Here is a 17,250-nt window from a genome sequence, read left to right as displayed (position 1 = left end):
CCAGGTTCAGCCCCGTCCGGGCGAACAGCCAGTCCGGATCGATCGCGTTCCCGAGCCGGGCAACCTGTTCGGTGGCGCGCCGGTCCAGCCAGATAATGGCCGGCCGCAGCGGGCGCATGTCGGCGTCCACCGGCACGACGCCGTCCACCTGGCTCGAGAGCCCGATATGGGTCACCTCGGCCGGCTTCACGCCGGTCCGGGCCAGCACGGCCCGGACGCTGGAGGCAATCCCGTGCCGGTAGTGCGCCGGATCCTGCTCTGCCCAGCCGCTGTGCGGGTGCGCCATCGCATACCCGCTGCTTGCGGTCGCGACGATCACGCCCTCCGGCGACATCAGCACCGCCTTCGCGCTCTGCGAGCCAAGATCACAGCCAATTACATATCCCAATGAAATACTCCTTTGTATCCCAGTGGCCTTCCCCCGAAGCCATCACCATCTGCGTAAGTCGTCAGACGTCTAATAACTAGATTACGGGTGCGGCTCCCGGTCGTCAACCCCCTCCGATGTCCTTCCGGCACGGGCACCCCCGTCGAGGTCCCCGGCCTCACTGGCGTCACGAGCCGCTGGCCCGGGTGCAGCCGTCACGGACGTTGTCAAGGGCCGGCCGCGGTCTGGTCGCCGATTCGCGCAGAGCCTAGAATCGGGCTAGGCGCACCGGGCCAAGGCACCGGCCGGACACGCCCGCCGGAGATCACGTCCATGTTCCAGCGGTGCCGATAGGGGAGGCCCGCCATGGCGGTCATCAACAGGCCCAACAGTTCGCTGCCGCGGGAACGCGCGTCCGGTGGGGGGTCCTGACCGCTATGGACACCACGGGAAAACTTGAAACGGAACAAAAGTACGACGCCGGGACCTCTGCGGCGCTGCCGGATCTGCAGGAAATCGAAGGTGTGGACCACGTCGCGGAGCCTGTGACGGATCAGCTTGAGGCTGTGTACTTCGATACCCCGGCCCTGGTCCTCGCGGCGCGGCGCATTACCCTGCGGCGCCGCACGGGCGGGGCGGACGAGGGCTGGCACCTCAAGCTTCCCGCCGGGGCCGACCAGCGGGAGGAGATCCATGCGCCGCTGGGGCAGCCGGAGACCGTTCCGGAAGAACTGTCCGACCATCTGCAGGTCCTCATCCGGGGCGACGAACTCGAGCCCGTCGCCCGGCTGAGTACGCGGCGCACCACCTACCGGCTTTACGGGCCGGGCGGTGAGCATTTGGCCGACTTCGCCGACGACCACGTTCATGCCGAGGCCCTGCGGCCGCAGGGGCCGGCCGTCGACTGGCGTGAATGGGAGCTCGAACTCGTCCACGGCACAGCGGAGCTCTTTGAGGCTGCAGCCGCAACTCTGACGTCTACCGGAGCCGGCCACTCCGCTTTTCCTTCCAAGATCGCCCGTGCCCTGGGCGATGCCTGGCCGGCCGAGTTCAGTCCCCGGACTCCAAAGCCCCGGAAGAAGGGACCGGCAGTCGACGTCGTGACCGCCTATTTAGACGCGCGGATTGGCGACTTCATCGCCAATGATCCGGGTGTGCGGATGGGCACGCCGGATGCCGTCCACAAGATGCGGTCCGCGACCCGCCGGGCGCGCTCCGCCCTGGCCACCTACCGCAAACTCTTCAACCGCTCAGCGGTGTGGGAACTCCAGGCTGAACTGAAGTGGCTGGGCCAGATCCTGGGGCCGGCCCGCGATGCCGAAGTCATGCTGGAGCGGCTTCGCCAGCACATCCTGGAGCTCCCGGAAGAGCAGAGGTCCGGCCTCTTGGCCCAGATGATCGATCAGGAGCTGGTCGCAGCCCACGACGCGGGCTACAGAAACGTCCTGGAGACCCTCCGGACTGGCCGCTACTTCCGTCTCCTGGGCTCCCTGGAGGACTTCCGGGACAACCCGCCTGCCAAGCCACGCGCCTTCCGGCCCGCGCGCAAGGTGACGGCCAAGCTGGTCAACAAGGCCGCGAAGCGGGTGGAGCGTGCCCGGAAGGCCGTCAAAGGCTCGGCCGACAGGGCCGCGCGCGACACAGCGCTGCACGAGGTCCGAAAAGACGCCAAGCGCCTCCGCCACGCGGGTGAGTCGGTCCTGGAGATCCACGGCAAGCGCGCCGCCAAACTCACCAAAGCGGCCGGACGGCTCCAGACAGTACTCGGCGACCATCAGGACAGCGTCATGGCGACCGACCTCCTGCGCAGACTCGGGGCCACCCCGGACCGGCCCGCCGATGCCGACCTCGGCTTCGAGGGTTTGCTGGAGATGGAAGAACGCATTGCCCGGAAGACGGAGAACAAAGCCCGCAAGGCAGGGAAGAAGCTTCGCCGCTTGCGGCTGCGACCCTGATCCTGGACGCGTCGAGCGTCGGGTGCTGCATCGCCGTCGATGAAGCTGAGGACCTCGCGGCCGTGTTCGTCCATGCCCAGTGCCCGGGGGACCCCAGCGACGCCAGCATTACTTTGTGCCCCCTCCGAAGTTGGACCGTGACGTTCCACCGCCAGCGGGCGCATCCGTGTCAGGATCAGTCATGACCGACCGCCTGATGCTCCTCGACACCGCGTCGCTGTACTTTCGCGCGTTCTACGGCGTGCCCGATACGATCCGCCGCGCCGACGGCACCCCGGTGAACGCTGTTCGCGGGCTGCTCGACATGATCGCACGGCTCACCACCGACTACGGTGCGACGCATCTCGTCGCGTGCTGGGACGACGATTGGCGCCCGCAGTGGCGGGTGGACCTCATCCCGAGCTACAAGTCGCATCGGGTTGCCGAGGAGGTGGCAGGCGCCCCCGATGTGGAGGTGGTGCCGGACGCGCTCGAGGCGCAGATTCCGATGATCCGCCGCGTGCTCGAGCTCGCCGGCATCGCCGTCGTCGGGGCCGCCGACTACGAGGCCGACGACGTCATCGGCACCTACGCCAGCCACGCCGAGCTTCCGGTCGACGTGGTGACCGGCGACCGCGACCTCTTCCAGATTGTCGACGACGCCCGTCAGGTGCGGGTGGTCTACACCGCGCGCGGCATGAGGAACCTCGAAGTCCTGACCGACGCCGACGTCGTCGGCAAGTACCGTGTGCTGCCCGTGCAGTATGCCGACTACGCGACCCTGCGCGGCGACACCTCCGACGGGCTGCCAGGCGTCGCCGGCATCGGCGAGAAGACTGCCGCGTCGCTGCTCGGTGAGTACGGCACGCTCGATGCGCTGCTCGCGGCTGCCGCGGATGCAGGGAGCGGGCTGTCCACCGCAGTGCGGTCGAAACTCGCCGCGGCGGCGGACTACCTCACGGTCGCGCCCACCGTCGTGAAGATCGTGAGGGACCTGGAACTGCCGACGCTCGAGGAGGCAGGCGCGCGGCTGCACCCTGTCTCCGGCGGTTCGCGGGCCGAGCTTGAGCGTCTCGCCACAGAATGGAACCTCGGCGGTTCGGTCGGCCGGCTCCTTGAGGCATTCGACCTGCGTCGTTAGGGAAGTCTCCGGGGCGTGTGGGCAAATGCCGGGGCGGAGGTGCGATCAGGACCGCACCTCCGCCCGCCGCCGGCCTGCTTTCAGTGTTTCTTGAAGGCGTCCTTGACCTTTTCGCCGGCCTGCTTCAGGTCTGCCTTGACCTGATGGCTTTTGCCCTCGGCCTCCATCTTGTCGTCGCCGGTGGCTTTGCCGGCCGCCTCTTTGCCTTTGCCGTGGAGTTTCTCGGCGGCATTGTGGATCTTGTCACCCAGGCCCATGATGAACCTCCTTAGTTATGTCGCCCCCGCGACGTGAATGCCATGGAGGCCACACTTAATTGTAGGGACGGAACCGTGGAAAGCGGGGGCCATTTGGTGCGGTCCGGGCCATTCCCGGCTCCGGGACAACAATCCAGGTCAGGCGGTCACGGTTCCAGAATACAAATGCCGCCAGCCGAAGTTATTCGGGCAGGGACCCTTGGCAGCGGTGGCAGTACGCCAGCCGAAGCGGCGGTGTTAGTCGGCAAGAATGCGGTAGAGCGCGCGGCGGGTGTCATCGATTACCGTCATTGCGGCATTGCGTTGTTCCTCGGTTGCCGAGAAGCGGAATTGGTGGATGACTCCCATGAGTTTTACGACGCTTTGGTGAAACGCCGGCCCCGATCCCTCCGGGTCGGTGTTCCAGGCGTTCCCCAGCTCCTCGGCGTGATCGGCCACGTAGGCCTTGCCCGCATCGGTGAGGGTGAACTCGGTGCGCCGGCCATCACCTACGGGCGCAATGAGCTCTTCATCAACGAGCTGCTGGAGCGTCGGGTAGACGGACCCCGGGCTCGGACGCCAGGCGCCCGAGGTTTTTTCCGCAATGGTCTTGATCAGCCCGTAGCCGTTGGATGGTGATTCGGCCAAGAGGGAGAGAATCGCCGAGCGAACATCGCCCCTGCTGGCCCGCCGCGACCCGCCGGGGCCGAAACCCGGTCCGAAGCCCGGTCCGAAGCCCGGCCCAAACCCTCGGCCCGGGCCGAAACCACCGTGTCCGTGGGGTCCGCGGCGGCTCCTGCCGCGCCCGAAGCGTGCCTGGGCGGGTCCACCTTCTGTGAATTTGTCGTCATGCATGCCTTTCATAGCGGCATCGACCTTTCTCAATCAGTTGTGATCAATGATGGTCGCCGATTGTTCGGCGATAATTAACGATATATCGGTGAGTATCGGCGGTCAAGAGTCGATTTACCCCGGCGTCCGCTGACTCGCGGACGCTGCCAGCCGCCGCCGTACAGGTCACGGATACAGCAGGTCATCGAGCAGCCGTTGCACATGCTCGGGCCGTTCGATGTTCGCGAAGTGGCCGCAATGCGGGAGTGTCACCGTCTGGACGCGTGGGATTATCTCGGCCAGTCGGAGCAGGTCAGAGGGTGGTGTGAACACATCGCTGTCCCCGCGGATCGCCAGCACCGGACACAGAATGCCCCGCCACTGGCCAAAATCGTAGTGCGCCGCGGCCCGGGCTGCCGCGGAGAAACAGGCCGGCCGGGCGTCCTCGCCAAGCCCTCGAAGCACCCCCGCGGAGATGGATGCGGGTTCTGCGAAAAACGGGGACAACAGCGGCCGCATCACGGCGGTGGACCCGATTGCACGGACCAGCGCGGGCCCTGCCGGGCCGAGGGTTGCCGCGGCGCGCATGGCCAGCAGCATGCCCAGAAACATCGGGAACCGGAACAGGCTGCGCAGTGGCTTGCCGGCCGCTTCGGACACGCCGAAGGTGGTCGCCGAAATCGCGGTCACGCTGGCGGTCCGCCCGGGCCACGCCGCGGCGATGTGCAATGCCAGGAAGCCTCCCATGGAGTGGCCCACCAGGTTCCACCGCCGGTAGCCGAGCGAGGTCAAAGTACCGGTGACGGCGCGTGCCATCGCTTCGATGCTCAAATGCGCCATCCGGGCGTCCTGCGTGGACTCGCCCCAGCCCGGCAGGTCTATCAGCACCCGGTCATGCGCCGCTGCCGGGTGAAGCAGCTCCCGGAAGGACGTCCAGGAGCCCGCGGCGCCGTGGAGGTAGACATCCGCCGTCCCGGATACGGCGTGCGGGCCCCCGGCGCCTTCCTGGACATGCACCGTGCAGGGGCCCAGTTCCGTGGGAAGGGTGCGCCGCCGCAGCGTGGCAGCCCCCGTACTTGCGGTTTCCTGCTGAACACCCATGGTCACCTTCTGTTCGTGGTCTTTGATGGTGATTCGGAGCGGCGGGGGTGCAGGACCGGACGCGAGGCTCGAGGCGGTGGAGGCCGGTGCGGATCAGGGCCTCCGAGGCCGCCGTTATCCGTGGCTCGGGGGAGGCGGTGGTCCGGCCGTCGCGGCCGGGCCGAACGTGGGCACCGTTGTCACGGAGCCCACGTTCGGGAGTGCGCGGCGGGTGGCGTGGTCGATTTCGTCGTGGAGTGTGGCAAGTTCGCCCACGTCGGTGATCGTGGTCAGGGGGATGGAGACCTCGACGTGAAGCCGGTGGCCGGACCAGCGCAGCCGGGATGTTGCGCCCGCGGGGGCGTGGGCAGTGACAACCGCCGCCAGGCGTTCCGTAAGGTTCGGGTCCACGCCGTCCATCAGCCTGCGCCCGATGTCGCGAATGGTTCCCCAGAGGAGTACGGCGATGGCTGCGGAGATGAGCAGGCCCACGATCGGATCTGCAAGCGGAAATCCGAGCCATATGCCGATGACTCCGGCGACGACGGCCAGCGAGGTGAAGCCGTCGGTGCGGGCATGAATGCCATCGGCGACGAGCGCGGCGGACCCGATCCGCCGTCCCACGCGGATCCTGTAGATCGCGACTAGTTCGTTGCCGGCAAAGCTCACGAGCCCGGCGGCGAGCACCCAGCCCAGGTTCTGGACGGGTTGGGGTTCAAAGAAACGCCGGATGGATTCGACGGCGGCCACCACGGCGGAGAGCGCGATCATCGCAACAATGAACAGCCCTGCGAGGTCCTCGGCGCGGCCGAATCCGTAGGTGTACGTCCGGGTCGCGCGGCGGCGTCCGAGCAGAAAGGCGATCCACAGCGGAACGGCGGTCAGGGCATCGGAAAAATTGTGGACCGTGTCCGCCAGCAGTGCCACGGAGCCGCTGATGAGGACGATGACCAGCTGGAACAGCGACGTGGCCCCCAGTCCGAGCAGGGAGACCTTGACGGCGCGAATGCCCTGGGAACTTGTCTCCAGGACGGAGTCGATTGAGTCGGCCGAGTCATGGGAGTGGGGCACGAAGAGCTCCTGCAGCCAGCCCTTGAACCCGGTCGCGTGGACATGGCCGTGCGGGCCGTGGTCGTGGTGATGGGCGTCGTCGTGAGCATGTCCGTGCGTGTGCGGGTGGACGTCGTGGCCGGGATGCATTGGCCGGTTCATGCGCTGGTCTCCCTTGTGGGGCTGTGCGGGGCTGTGCTGTGATGCGGGGCCGTGCCGAGGGTGTGTTCGGCCTGGTGGATGGCGTCGGCCACGAGCTGCCAGGCGTGCCCGTCCTGCAGGCGGTAGTAGACCTTAGTGCCTTCCTGGCGGGTGGCGACCATGCGCGCCAGCCGCATCTTGGCCAAATGCTGGGAGACCGCGGCCGCCGATTTCCCGGCCTTTTCGGCCAGTACGTTGACGGGCAGTTCACCGTGGCGCAGGGCCAGGATGAGCCTGACCCGGGTGGCGTCAGCCAGCATGGCAAACACCTCCACGGCCAGCTCGACGTACTGGCTGTCCGCGGTGAGCGTGCCAGCCTCGTTATCTGCATTCATACGCAGATACTTACATATAACCACGCTCCACTCAAGACGGCCGACTCAACGGGATACCGTTAGTGGCCATCAGGACGATTCCGGTGCGTCCGGATTCCGAAGGCTCAGCTGCTTGGCGTGGAAGTCGAAATGAAGCGTGGGGTAGGCGTAGACATCGCTGAGTGTCATCAGCGGCGTGAAGAAGGGGTCCCTCCTGTCAGGAAACGGCATTGACCTGGCAAGGGTCTGCGGGTTCTCGTGTTCGAGCCGGAGGGAGAGCGCGGCGATGGTTCTATCCAGTTTCCGGCTCATCCTGCGCCTGTTGTAGACGCGGGCGGCGGCCCGGGAACCCCAGTAGTTCACCACATCAAAAGGACCGGTGCCCGCGTTGAGGACAGCAGCGAATGCCCGGCCCGCCGGGCGGGGGAGCCGGCTGACGACGTGGACCAGCGGAAGCAGGGCGCGGACCACCATGTAGCCGAAGACCATGTGGAAGAGCAGTTCCTCGTTGGTCCAGCGGGTGCCCGTACTTTTGCGGCCGAGGTCCTTGGGCGCCGCGTCCTGCAGCAGGGCGTCGAGGTGGCGGCGGGCGCGGCTGTACCCGGTCAGGATTTCGTCCATCGTCGGCTCCACAATGTGCCCTTCGCAGTCTCACGCCTTCAGTCGTGCCTTCATTATGTCCCGCGTCGATCAGCCGCAGGGGCGGAGGATCTCTCAGCCGATCCTCGAGGGCCTGAGCCTCCGAATGCCTCCGGCAGCGGCGAGGATGGCGGCCGTGGCGGCTGCAGCGGTCATGGCGTACGCCATGCTCGTGTATGTCCCGAGCCAGGCGGCCAGCACGGGTCCCGCCGCCGGGGCGACGGCCGTGACAGCTGTGAGCGGTGCCGCGAACAGTCCCTGCAAAGTGCCAAGATTCTGGGTTCCCCAGCGGTCAGCCATGATGGTGGCCTGCAGCAGTGTCTGGCACCCGCGGACCGCGCCGGCGAGCATACCCGCCGCGATCAGCGCCGGCATCGGGCCGGGCAGTGCCGCGAGCAGGAAGACGGCGCAGGCCGCCGTGCCGGCGATGACCTGCAGCCGGGCGCCGGACGGGATGGCTGCGAACAGCAGCCGGCCGCCGACCTGACCGGCGCCCACAAGAGCGAGCCCGAGCGCGGCCGTGGCATAGTCGGCGCCTTTCTCTACGAGCAGCGGAATGATGTTCAGCGTCACGGTGTAGAGCCCGAGGCAGAGCAGGACCATCAGCGCCTGCAGACCCAGGAATTCCGGGCTTCGCCGCACGGCCCGCACCATCACCTGGTGGTCCGGGGCGGGGATTCCGGGGGCAGCCGGGGCCCAGTTCCGGTTCAGGTACCGGGCGTGCAGCGGCACGGAGATGATTCCCATGATCCCGGCGAGGATGAGGAAGGCGCCGCGCCAGCCGAACGCGGATATCAGGGCTGCGGTGAGCGGGGCGAAAATGGTGGATGCGAACCCGGCGACAAGGGTCAGGACAGTCAGGGGCCGTACCCGGGCGCGTCCGTACCAGCGGCTGATCACCGTGAAGGCCGGCTGGTACAGCACCGTGGCCTGTGCGGTCCCGGCGACGAGCCAGGCCGCAAAGAACGCTGGCAGATTAGGGGCCAGTCCCACCGCGGCCAGGGCCAGCACTCCGAGCAGGGATCCGCCGATCATCAGCGCACGCGGCCCGGTCCTGTCCAGCCTCCTGCCGACGGCGATCCCGGCCGCCGCGGAGACCAGCAGGCCGGCGGAAAAGGCTCCCGTCACTAGCGCCGGGTCCCAGCCGGTGTCCTCGCTGATGGGCCGGACCGCCGCGATCAACGAGTAGTAGAGCACGCCCCACCCGGTCGTCTGGGTGATACACAGCGCGGCCAGGCCGCCGCGCGGTGCACCCTCCGCGACCACTGTCCGGGACAACGCCGGGGCGGGCATGGCCTAGTCCCCGGTCAGCTCCGCATGCAGTTTCCGTACCCGGGCCTTGATGTCGTCCCGGACCAGGCGCATGCGTTCCATGCCTTCGATGCCGCGTTCGGAGGGCTCGTCCGTATCCCAGAACTCGAGCCGCTGGCCCTCGCGGGGCTCGACCTTAGCCAGGTTGCCCAAGACGATGACGACGTCGGCCGTGTCCAGGACCTCGTCGGTGACGGGCTTGGGGTATTCGCCGGTGATGCCGATGCCGAGTTCATTCAGAGACTCCACGGCCTGGGGGTTCAGCGACTGACCGGGCTTGGTCCCGGCGGAGTGCACCGTGACGCTCCCATCGGCGAGATGGTTCATCAAACCTGCGGCGAGCTGGGACTTTCCGCCATTCTTGCTGCAGACGAACAGGACGCTGGGCGTTTTCGTGGTCTCGGTCATGCGTTTGATTCTTCCTTCTCTGGGCTGGGTTCGTGGAGCAGTGATACTGCCGGTTGATCTTCGCCGGAGCGTCCGTGGAACAGTCCGGTGGGGAAGCCGACGAGCACCGGCTCGGGAGCGGCGCAGCAAGAGGACTCTGATGCGACGGCGACGGCCGCCGGAACGTCGCAGCTGGTGCCAGCGTCGGAGGAGCAGACACCGGTTTCGGGGAGTTCGAGCTGGACGGTGTCCGCGGCCTCGCGGTCGCCGGCCAGGGCGGCGGCGACGGAGCGGACCTGTTCGTAGCCGGTGGCGAGCAGGAAGGTTGGCGCACGGCCGTAGGACTTCATGCCGACGATGTAGAAGTCCTTGTCCGGGTGGGCCAGGAGCTTGGCGCCGTGCGGTGCAACAGTGCCGCAGGAGTGGAACTCCGGGTCGATGAGCGGGCCGAGCTCCACGGGTGCTTCGACGGCCGGGTCAGGGGACGACGACGTCGGCCTCGAGGGTGCGTCCGTCAACGGATTCCACGGTCACGCCGGAATCCAGGGCTTTGAGGGAAGCAATGCCGAAGCCGGTATGCAGTTCGATGGTCCCGGCCTCGACGAGGCGGCGCAGGCGGGCACCGAGCTGGCCGCGGGCGGGCAGCCCGTCGGCGTCGCCGCCGCCGTAGACTTTCTCCGCGGACGCGCCGCGGACTGCCCAGAGGATCCGGGTGCCCGGTTCGTCCTTGGCCAGGTCCGCGAGGCTGATCAGGGTGTTGGCGGCGGAGTGGCCGGCGCCGACGACCAGGACACGGCGTCCGGCGAAAGCGCCACGGTCACGGCCCGTGACGTCAGGGAGCGGCGAGGAGATCCGGTCTGCGGCGGAGTCCTCGCCGATGGCGGGAAGCCCGGAGGTCCCCAGCGGGTTGCGGGTGGACCAGGTTCCGGAGGCGTCAATGACCCCGGCCACGGTGTGGTCGCGGGTTTCCCCGTCCTGGTGCTGGACGCGGACGACGAACGGTGTGATCTCGCGGTTACGGGTGTGGGTCTTGTCCATGCCTGTGCGGGTGACGGCGATGACTCTGGCGCCGGTCTGCAGCCGGGAGCTGATGACCGGGAGCGCGGCCAGCGGGGCCAGGTACCGATCGATGAGTTCCCCGCCGTAGGGCAGCGCGGTGGGCCGGGGCGCCTCCCAGCCGGCGGCTTCGAGCAGGCGAACGGCGGCGGCATCGATGTTGAACCGCCACGGGGAGAACAGCCGGATGTGGCGCCACTGCTCGATCGCGGCGCCGGCGGAGGGGCCTGCTTCGAAGATCAGCGGTTCGAGTCCGCGTTCGATCAGGTGGGCCGCGGCGGCCAGGCCCACGGGGCCGGCGCCGATCACGGCAACGGGAAGGTTCTTCGCTGAATCCATTGGTGTCCTCTTTCATCCGTTGTGGTGTTGCGGTTGTTTTCGGTTGGCCCTGCCGGCCGGGGTTGGGCCGGCAGGCGCCGGGGTTGGGTTAGCAGCAGTCCTGGTCCTCGTCGTCGCAGCATCCGTCGCTGCAGCATCCGGTGTTCATTCAGCTCACCCCCTCTCCGTCCTCTGTCAGACGTGTGGTGCTGCCCCTTACTTGGCGGCAGGGGTCAGGGACTCGATCAGGTCCTCGATGCGGCCCTTGATCTCGTCGCGGATCGGGCGTACGGCTTCCACGCCCTGGCCTGCCGGATCCTCCAGGACCCAGTCTTCGTAGCGCTTGCCGGGGAAGTAGGGGCATTCGTCGCCGCAGCCCATCGTGATCACGACGTCGGATTCCTGCACGGCCTCGGTGGTGAGGATCTTGGGGATTTCGGCGGACATGTCGATGCCGAGTTCGGCCATGGCCTCGACCGCGGCCGGGTTGACCTTGTCGGCGGGCTGGGAGCCGGCGGAACGGACCTCGATCCGCCCCTCACCGAGGGTGGTCAGGAAGGCTGCGGCCATCTGGGAACGGCCGGCGTTGTGGACGCAAACGAACAGGACGGACGGCTTCTTGGCGGTTTCGGTGCTCACGGGGTTTCTCCTGGAATCAATGAGGTGAGTGGGCGATACAGTCTGGAGTCTTGCGCCCGGCTTGAAACTCTCAACCGAACATTGATGATGATCGATATAGAGAGTATCGGGCTATAGATTGATGAATGTCAATATTTGCTGTCGGTGGATTTCTGCGACGGACCTAGACGGCGGTTACGCGGGGTGCAAGGTCATTGATGCGGCGGGTGATGTCGTTGAACGCCATGTCGAAAGCTTCTTTGGTGCCCGGGCGCAGCGGGTCCGGCACGGACCAGTGGATTCCACCCAGTCCGGGCAGTTCCTCGTGGGCCTTGTCGCAGACGGTCACGATGAAGTCGCCCTGGTCTGCCACCTGGATCAGGGTGCGCGGGGGAAGGTCCGCAAGGTCCAGGCCATGACGGCGGGCGACGTCGATAGCGCCTTGGGCGATGCGGTCTGCGGGGTGCGTTCCCGCCGATGTCGAGGGAATTTCACTGACCTGCTGCCAGAGAGCGGCGGCCAGCTGGGACCTGGCGCTGTTCCGTGTGCAGACAAACAGGACGCGGCGCGCCCCGTGTTCGGCCCCCGGCACCAGGCCCTCCAGAGCGCCGGCAGCAAGCCGGATATAGCTGCGGCGCCCGTCGGCTTCGGAGCGGTGCCGGGTTGCCAGTCCGGCATCTTCCAGCGTGCGCAGATGGTGGGACAGCAGATTCGACGGCATCCCCAGCTCGGCCTGCAGCTCCGTCGGGGAGAAGTCCCCCAGGGTCAGCAGATCAACGATGCGCAGCCGCGCAGGATCGCCGAGGGCTGCGTGCTTGGCTACCCGCGCCCGAAAGCCCTCTGCTGTCTCAATATTCATTAGTTCAATTTTGACTGAGCTAATTCTTTCGGTCAAGCTGTTGCCATGATTTCCAACCAGCCGCCGCTGTGGCGCCGCGCCATCGCTGAACTGCTCGGCACCAGCCTGCTCGTGGCCATCGTCGTCGGCTCCGGGATCGCCGCGCAGCAGCTCTCACCCGGTGACGTTGGCCTGCAGCTGCTGCAGAACAGCACCGCCACAGTGCTGGGGCTGACGGTGCTGATCCTGATGCTCGGGCCTGTGAGCGGCGCGCATTTCAACCCCGTGGTATCCCTCGCCGACTGGATCCTGGGCCGACGCGCCGGTACCGGCTTGACCCTGCCGGAGCTGGGCACCTATGTGGTTGCCCAGACCGTGGGTGCGGTCAGCGGCAGTATGGTCGCGAACGCCATGTTTGAGGTGGGCACCTCCATCTCGTCCAAGGAGCGCGCAACACCGGGGCATCTCCTGGGTGAAGTTGTCGCCACTGCGGGGCTGGTCCTGCTGATCTTCGCCTTGGCTGCCACCTCCCGCGGCGTCCTTGCCGCGCCGGCGGTGGGCGCCTACATCGGAGCCGCGTACTGGTTCACGTCCTCGACCTCGTTCGCGAATCCGGCAGTGACGGTGGGCCGCATCTTCAGCGACACCTTCGCCGGCATCGCACCGGCCTCAGTTCCCGGCTACGTTCTGGCGCAGCTGATCGGCGCAGCAATAGGAATTGGCCTTCTCCTCATCCTGTTCCCCTCCGCGGCCCGCACCGCGGACGGCGTCGTCCTGGCGCGCAGTGCCGAAACGGCCCGCTCCTAGCCTTGGCCGGCGGCCGAACAATGCCGCCCCTACCCAAAACAGATCTGCGCCGGGGACGCTTCCGACCCGTGCCCCCGCTCCAATACATTGATGTCTATCAATATCAGGGCATAATGGGTACATGAAATTGTTGCCTGTACTCGAGCCGGCCACGGATGAATCCTGCTGCACCCCGGCAGAGCCCCCTGCCCTGGGTGCCGAGGAAGCCCAGCAGAGGGCCCTGGTTTTCAAGGCGCTGGCCGACCCGAACCGGCTCCGGCTGCTCTCCATCGTCAAGGCCGGCGAGTCAGGGGAGGCATGCGTCTGCGACCTCACCGAGCCGCTGGACCTGGGCCAGCCCACGGTCTCCCACCACCTGAAGGTCCTGGTCGAGGCCGGGCTGCTGCACCGTGAAAAGCGCGGCACGTGGGCCTACTACTCCCTGGTGCCCGGGGCGCTCGAGCAGACGGCCGGGCTCCTGGCGACGCTGTGACCGCGCAACAGTCCGCGGTGACGATCCGCTCCATGCGCGAGGACGACTGGCCGGCCGTCCGGGGAATCTACCGTGAAGGAATCGCCACCGGCCACGCCACCTTTGAGGCGGAAGTGCCGGACTGGGAACGTTTCACCAGTTCCCGGCTTCCCGCGCACCGCCTCGTCGCCGAGGCTCCCGAGGGCGGGATCCTTGGCTGGGCGGCTGTCTCCGCGGTGTCGGCGCGGCCCGTTTATGCCGGCGTGGTCGAACACTCCGTCTACGTCGCCGCGGAAGCCCGCGGCAAGGGAGTCGGGGCCGCGCTGCTTCAGGCCTTGGCCGCATCGACCGAACGGTGCGGGATCTGGACGATCCAGGCCAGTGTCTTCCCCGAAAACGAAGCAAGCCTGAAGCTCCACCTCGCGAACGGATTTGCCGTCGTCGGCCGGCGGAACCGCATTGCCCGCATGAGCTACGGCCCCAGCGAGGGGCAATGGCGGGATACGGTGCTGATCGAGCGGCGCTCCCCGGTCGTCTAGGACTCCGCCTCGCCAAACCGCTGGAAGGATGCGCTTTGCTGGGCAAGCCGGCGCATGGCCAGGAGTACCGGTTCCATCAGGAGTGTCCCAAGAACCACGTGCCTCATGGCGGCCTCGGCCGAATCCGTGGGGACACTTTCGACGTCGGCCGCCGCGATGTCCCGCATTGCCGCGGCGTAGCGGTCCAAGAGCGCGGCCGGCGCATCGAACCCGGCATCTGCGAGCCCGTGCAGGGCGTCCACCAGGGCGGCCTGAGTATCGCGGTCGCATGTCTCTGCGCCCCATCCCCAGCGGTCCAGGAGCCGCTGTGCCGGGGAGAGGTCGACGTCGTCGGGTGCGGTCCGGGTGACCGCGTGGTGCGCAATTCCGAGCAGGTCGTGGCGTGACTCCGGCGGGTTCTCCAGGCCAAGCAGTACCTGGCGGGTGGCGCTGATGCTGAGCCCGGCGGTCCCAATGAGTGCCCGGATGAGCTTCAGCCGCCGAACATGCGAGTCGTCGTAGCGGGCCTGCGTCGCGGACGTCAGTACGCCCTCATGAAGCAATTTCTCCCGAAGGTAGTACTTGATGGTGGCCACCGGAATCTCAGTAGCAGCGGCCAGCTGTGAGATGCGCAAAGTTTCTCCTTGACTTGGATAGTCGCACTCGCCAATATTGGGGAGTAGCGGTATCCAGTTAGGAGAAAAGTATGGCACGCATCAATGCTGGACGTTTCACTCACCGCCATTCCGGTGATTTGGTGGTCTTCCTCATCGGCATGCGCATCAACAGGCCCTGGCGTCCGGATCTCTGGCTGCCGGTGTTCCTTGCGATGCCCCGGATGCTGACCGAACTCTTCCGGGAGCCGGGGTCGGGCCTCCTTGGTTGCCGGTTTGCCCTCGGAGCCGGCGGCCCGGTCATTGTGCAGTACTGGGACTCGGTGGACAAGCTGTATGCCTACGCCAGCGCGCCCCAGTCCGAGCACAGACCCGCCTGGGCTGCCTTCAACCGCCAGGCAAGGAAGGCCCCAAAAGCTGTCGGCATCTGGCATGAGACCTTCCAGGTAAGCAGGGCCGAGAGCATGTATGTCTCTATGCCTACCGAAGGTCTCGCGCAGGCCACAGAGCTTCTGCCCGTGGGGCCCGGAAGCCATCAGGCGAAGGACCGGCTGTCCAGCCCGGGCTGAGATGCCCGGTGCCTTTCCAAGGGGAAATTCCGGATCAGGGTTCGGTCGGGGAGTCCGGCAGCGGGAGGCGGGCCGCGAGCCCCGAGAGCAGGATGGTTATCCCCTCATCCAGTTCGGCCATCCCGTCGTAGTCGGCGAGGACCGGGGCGAGGGCGCGGAGTCGGGGGAAGTCTTTCGGCGGCAGGCGGTGCAGGCCCAGCCGGAGAAGGGCCTCGTTTTCCTCGGGGTCGACGACGAATTCCTGCAGTTCGTTGAGGATGTGCCCGTAGAGGTATCCGTAGTAGGCGCGGTAGACGTGCAATGCGTCAACGGGGGCGAATCCGGCGTCGATCAGCAGGGACAGGATCTGCTCCAGCGGACGCAATGTTCCCAGTGGCCGCAGGCCCAGGGGCGTTGACAGGGGGCGGGTCACGAGGAGGGGCACGACGTTGGGGTGCCGGAGCGCCAGGAGCCGCAGGTCGTGGGCAATGCGCCGGAGCTGCGACTGCCAGTCGGGATCATCGGGAATGATGGCCAGTTCATCCAGCACGAGTTCTGAGACGCCGTCCAGCAGGGCTGCGCGGTTGGCGGCGTAGCGGTACAGGCTCATGGGGTCCCGGCCGAGCTCCTGCCCGAGCCTGCGCATGGTGAGGGCGTCGAGTCCTTCGGCGTCCACCAGTGCCAGTGCCGTCGACAGGACAATCTCCCGGCTGAGGCGAGCTTTCTTGCCGGGAGCCGCAGGGGGCGCCGGATGCTCTTCGGGCGACATGGTATTCCGTTCGGGTCGATACAGAGTGGTTACATTTCCGGGATGAAAAGCCGGTTGCTTAATGTGTAGTCTACGCCTACAGTCTACATTGTAGAGAAGTTGCATTGGCTGGTTTCCGAAGGATGTGGACCGCCAGCCCAGTAACGCTTTATCCCCGGATCTGCGGTGACGCAGCAGTGCGGGATCTTGCTTCATCGCCCCGTGCATGGCCTTGACGCTCAGCTGCTGTAGCCACACGGCGGCACAAAATGCACCGCGAAGAAACGAGCCACTCATGGCAACTTCCCAATACGACAAATTCCTGCAGGAAGCCACCACCCGGGACCCTGCATCCGACCACGCCCTGGGCCGGGACTGCCTCTACGGGCTCTACACCAGCTGGTGCTTCCTGAGCCAGACCGCGCCCCGCACGGAAGATGCCTTCTGGGCGGCAATGAAAGAAAAGCAGATCCATCCCAAGCGCAACGGCCTCCGCATGAAAGGACCAGCCGCGGCGGACTACATCCTGGCCAGCTACCCGGGCCTGGTCTGACCCGGATGACAATCACGTCAAGCACGTACTTGCCCCGGGATGCCCACCAGCCCCGAGGGCGCCGGCCTTGGTGTGCGACATGTGAGACCGACCGGCACCTGCTCCTGGACTCTGTCGCCACCTTGAATCCGCAGCAGGAAACCCTCGCGGCCGCCATCAGCTGCACCAACTGCGGCAGCTCGCACGTGGTAGCTACGACTGCGGCGTTTCTCTCAATCATCCCGGCGCGGAACGGGAACAGCGGCGGCGCCATGCACCGGGAGGACGCCTACCGCCACTGCCAGGAGCCGATGTCCGCAGTGGACCCCGAGCGGCGAAGTGCCCACCGGGCGGTTTCCACACACGCCGGGAGCCCGGATGTTCTGGGCGACTATCTCCGGACGCGCGTTCTCCGGTGCCGGTGCGGGTTCCAGATGGAAATACCCCGCCCGTGACAGGCAGCACCCTCCGGGGCCTGTATCCAACAAAGTATTAGGGGCACACCGTTTCCAACCACAGCACTGCCACCACCGGAGCCTCCGCGGCCCACAACCAACGACCCGCGCTGATGGACATGGATCTGTCCCCTCAGGGACTCGCGGATGCCCCGGCGAACGAAGTCGACCCGGACAGCCTCGTCTACACCGGCAACAGCTAACCAAGTCAGATGTGGCCCGCACCGGCGGGGATCCGGACGGCCCTGCCGCTGAC

At 66.9% G+C, this 17,250-nt stretch carries 20 protein-coding genes and 1 pseudogene; 7 read left to right on the top strand and 14 right to left on the bottom strand.

The features are described 5' to 3' along the window. Nucleotides 1-388, bottom strand: a 388-nt coding sequence (locus Y706_RS27015; RefSeq protein ID WP_253906866.1) for an FGGY family carbohydrate kinase, incomplete at its 3' end; no start/stop codon positions are given. Nucleotides 389-804: 416 nt separating this feature from the next. Here Y706_RS27015 and Y706_RS0121285 point away from each other — a divergent pair. Further along, nucleotides 805-2,322, top strand: coding sequence for a CYTH and CHAD domain-containing protein (locus tag Y706_RS0121285; RefSeq protein WP_028278164.1), 1,518 nt, complete (start codon nt 805-807; stop codon nt 2,320-2,322). A gap of 181 nt (nt 2,323-2,503) precedes the next feature. Next, nucleotides 2,504-3,442 (top strand): 5'-3' exonuclease, encoded by a 939-nt coding sequence (locus tag Y706_RS0121280; RefSeq protein ID WP_028278163.1) that lies wholly within the window; start codon nt 2,504-2,506, stop codon nt 3,440-3,442. Nucleotides 3,443-3,522: 80 nt separating this feature from the next. Here Y706_RS0121280 and Y706_RS27010 read toward each other — a convergent pair whose 3' ends face one another. The 11 genes and pseudogenes from Y706_RS27010 to Y706_RS0121225 all read right to left on the bottom strand — a co-directional run bounded on the left by Y706_RS27010 (nt 3,523) and on the right by Y706_RS0121225 (nt 12,342). Then, nucleotides 3,523-3,699, bottom strand: coding sequence for a CsbD family protein (locus Y706_RS27010; RefSeq protein ID WP_043436889.1), 177 nt, complete (start codon nt 3,697-3,699; stop codon nt 3,523-3,525). Between the two features lie 237 nt (nt 3,700-3,936). Continuing rightward, on the bottom strand, nt 3,937-4,542 hold the full coding sequence (locus Y706_RS0121270; protein ID WP_028278162.1) for a PadR family transcriptional regulator: 606 nt from the start codon (nt 4,540-4,542) through the stop codon (nt 3,937-3,939). Nucleotides 4,543-4,695: 153 nt separating this feature from the next. Further along, nucleotides 4,696-5,610, bottom strand: a complete 915-nt coding sequence (locus tag Y706_RS0121265) for an alpha/beta fold hydrolase (protein ID WP_043436887.1) — start codon at nt 5,608-5,610, stop codon at nt 4,696-4,698. Between the two features lie 114 nt (nt 5,611-5,724). Beyond that, on the bottom strand, nt 5,725-6,801 hold the full coding sequence (locus Y706_RS27005) for a cation diffusion facilitator family transporter (protein ID WP_173403105.1): 1,077 nt from the start codon (nt 6,799-6,801) through the stop codon (nt 5,725-5,727). Continuing rightward, the gene (locus Y706_RS27000; RefSeq protein WP_043436885.1) at nt 6,798-7,175 is read right to left on the bottom strand and encodes an ArsR/SmtB family transcription factor; all 378 of its coding nucleotides are present in this window, start codon (nt 7,173-7,175) and stop codon (nt 6,798-6,800) included. Before Y706_RS27000 ends, Y706_RS27005 begins: the two co-directional genes overlap by 4 nt. A gap of 69 nt (nt 7,176-7,244) precedes the next feature. After that, nucleotides 7,245-7,775, bottom strand: a complete 531-nt coding sequence (locus Y706_RS0121250) for a DinB family protein (RefSeq protein WP_084476308.1) — start codon at nt 7,773-7,775, stop codon at nt 7,245-7,247. A 93-nt stretch (nt 7,776-7,868) separates the two neighbouring features. Further along, on the bottom strand, nt 7,869-9,086 hold the full coding sequence (locus Y706_RS0121245; protein ID WP_043436882.1) for an MFS transporter: 1,218 nt from the start codon (nt 9,084-9,086) through the stop codon (nt 7,869-7,871). Between the two features lie 3 nt (nt 9,087-9,089). After that, on the bottom strand, nt 9,090-9,512 hold the full coding sequence (locus Y706_RS0121240; protein ID WP_028278158.1) for an arsenate-mycothiol transferase ArsC: 423 nt from the start codon (nt 9,510-9,512) through the stop codon (nt 9,090-9,092). After that, nucleotides 9,509-10,886, bottom strand: a pseudogene (locus tag Y706_RS26995) (NAD(P)-binding protein). Before Y706_RS26995 ends, Y706_RS0121240 begins: the two are co-directional and overlap by 4 nt. 195 nt (nt 10,887-11,081) lie before the next feature. Further along, a complete protein-coding gene (locus tag Y706_RS0121230) occupies nt 11,082-11,504 on the bottom strand; it encodes an arsenate reductase ArsC (RefSeq protein WP_028278157.1) in 423 nt (140 codons plus the stop codon). Between the two features lie 163 nt (nt 11,505-11,667). Continuing rightward, a complete protein-coding gene (locus Y706_RS0121225) occupies nt 11,668-12,342 on the bottom strand; it encodes a metalloregulator ArsR/SmtB family transcription factor (protein ID WP_028278156.1) in 675 nt (224 codons plus the stop codon). 45 nt (nt 12,343-12,387) lie between these two features. Here Y706_RS0121225 and Y706_RS0121220 point away from each other — a divergent pair, with 45 nt between their 5' ends. From Y706_RS0121220 to Y706_RS0121210, 3 genes are all read left to right on the top strand, one after another. Then, nucleotides 12,388-13,128 carry an aquaporin gene (locus Y706_RS0121220; RefSeq protein ID WP_028278155.1) on the top strand — a complete coding sequence of 247 codons (741 nt, stop codon included), beginning with the start codon at nt 12,388-12,390 and terminating at the stop codon, nt 13,126-13,128. Between the two features lie 121 nt (nt 13,129-13,249). Continuing rightward, nucleotides 13,250-13,600, top strand: a complete 351-nt coding sequence (locus Y706_RS0121215; protein ID WP_028278154.1) for an ArsR/SmtB family transcription factor — start codon at nt 13,250-13,252, stop codon at nt 13,598-13,600. Nucleotides 13,601-13,632: 32 nt separating this feature from the next. After that, nucleotides 13,633-14,118, top strand: a complete 486-nt coding sequence (locus Y706_RS0121210; protein ID WP_043436934.1) for a GNAT family N-acetyltransferase — start codon at nt 13,633-13,635, stop codon at nt 14,116-14,118. Here Y706_RS0121210 and Y706_RS0121205 read toward each other — a convergent pair. Then, nucleotides 14,115-14,732, bottom strand: a complete 618-nt coding sequence (locus Y706_RS0121205) for a MerR family transcriptional regulator (protein ID WP_028278152.1) — start codon at nt 14,730-14,732, stop codon at nt 14,115-14,117. The two genes, Y706_RS0121210 and Y706_RS0121205, sit on opposite strands and share 4 nt — an antisense overlap. A gap of 71 nt (nt 14,733-14,803) precedes the next feature. Between Y706_RS0121205 and Y706_RS0121200 the strand changes: the two genes are divergently transcribed. Further along, complete coding sequence (locus Y706_RS0121200; RefSeq protein WP_028278151.1) at nt 14,804-15,280, top strand: DUF4188 domain-containing protein; 477 nt, start codon at nt 14,804-14,806, stop codon at nt 15,278-15,280. 34 nt (nt 15,281-15,314) lie between these two features. On the opposite strand, the gene Y706_RS0121195 is transcribed toward Y706_RS0121200, so the two are convergent. Next, on the bottom strand, nt 15,315-16,028 hold the full coding sequence (locus tag Y706_RS0121195) for a TetR/AcrR family transcriptional regulator C-terminal domain-containing protein (RefSeq protein WP_028278150.1): 714 nt from the start codon (nt 16,026-16,028) through the stop codon (nt 15,315-15,317). A gap of 274 nt (nt 16,029-16,302) precedes the next feature. Here Y706_RS0121195 and Y706_RS0121190 point away from each other — a divergent pair, with 274 nt between their 5' ends. Then, complete coding sequence (locus tag Y706_RS0121190; protein ID WP_028278149.1) at nt 16,303-16,560, top strand: hypothetical protein; 258 nt, start codon at nt 16,303-16,305, stop codon at nt 16,558-16,560. Nucleotides 16,561-17,250: the final 690 nt, after the last annotated feature.

It is taken from the genome of Arthrobacter sp. I3 (genome assembly GCF_000520575.1).
Taxonomy (GTDB): domain Bacteria; phylum Actinomycetota; class Actinomycetes; order Actinomycetales; family Micrococcaceae; genus Arthrobacter; species Arthrobacter humicola_A.
This window is presented reverse-complemented; position numbering and strand designations above follow the sequence as displayed.

Excerpts from the sequence above, each read along its gene's own strand:
- Y706_RS0121285 (WP_028278164.1), top strand. The coding sequence starts at position 805 with ATGGACACCACGGGAAAACTTGAAACGGAACAAAAGTACGACGCCGGG.
- Y706_RS0121280 (WP_028278163.1), top strand. The coding sequence starts at position 2,504 with ATGACCGACCGCCTGATGCTCCTCGACACCGCGTCGCTGTACTTTCGC.
- Y706_RS27010 (WP_043436889.1), bottom strand. The coding sequence starts at position 3,699 with ATGGGCCTGGGTGACAAGATCCACAATGCCGCCGAGAAACTCCACGGC.
- Y706_RS0121270 (WP_028278162.1), bottom strand. The coding sequence starts at position 4,542 with ATGAAAGGCATGCATGACGACAAATTCACAGAAGGTGGACCCGCCCAG.
- Y706_RS0121265 (WP_043436887.1), bottom strand. The coding sequence starts at position 5,610 with ATGGGTGTTCAGCAGGAAACCGCAAGTACGGGGGCTGCCACGCTGCGG.
- Y706_RS27005 (WP_173403105.1), bottom strand. The coding sequence starts at position 6,801 with ATGAACCGGCCAATGCATCCCGGCCACGACGTCCACCCGCACACGCAC.
- Y706_RS27000 (WP_043436885.1), bottom strand. The coding sequence starts at position 7,175 with ATGAATGCAGATAACGAGGCTGGCACGCTCACCGCGGACAGCCAGTAC.
- Y706_RS0121250 (WP_084476308.1), bottom strand. The coding sequence starts at position 7,775 with ATGGACGAAATCCTGACCGGGTACAGCCGCGCCCGCCGCCACCTCGAC.
- Y706_RS0121245 (WP_043436882.1), bottom strand. The coding sequence starts at position 9,086 with ATGCCCGCCCCGGCGTTGTCCCGGACAGTGGTCGCGGAGGGTGCACCG.
- Y706_RS0121240 (WP_028278158.1), bottom strand. The coding sequence starts at position 9,512 with ATGACCGAGACCACGAAAACGCCCAGCGTCCTGTTCGTCTGCAGCAAG.
- Y706_RS0121225 (WP_028278156.1), bottom strand. The coding sequence starts at position 12,342 with ATGAATATTGAGACAGCAGAGGGCTTTCGGGCGCGGGTAGCCAAGCAC.
- Y706_RS0121220 (WP_028278155.1), top strand. The coding sequence starts at position 12,388 with ATGATTTCCAACCAGCCGCCGCTGTGGCGCCGCGCCATCGCTGAACTG.
- Y706_RS0121215 (WP_028278154.1), top strand. The coding sequence starts at position 13,250 with ATGAAATTGTTGCCTGTACTCGAGCCGGCCACGGATGAATCCTGCTGC.
- Y706_RS0121210 (WP_043436934.1), top strand. The coding sequence starts at position 13,633 with ATGCGCGAGGACGACTGGCCGGCCGTCCGGGGAATCTACCGTGAAGGA.
- Y706_RS0121200 (WP_028278151.1), top strand. The coding sequence starts at position 14,804 with ATGGCACGCATCAATGCTGGACGTTTCACTCACCGCCATTCCGGTGAT.
- Y706_RS0121195 (WP_028278150.1), bottom strand. The coding sequence starts at position 16,028 with ATGTCGCCCGAAGAGCATCCGGCGCCCCCTGCGGCTCCCGGCAAGAAA.
- Y706_RS0121190 (WP_028278149.1), top strand. The coding sequence starts at position 16,303 with ATGGCAACTTCCCAATACGACAAATTCCTGCAGGAAGCCACCACCCGG.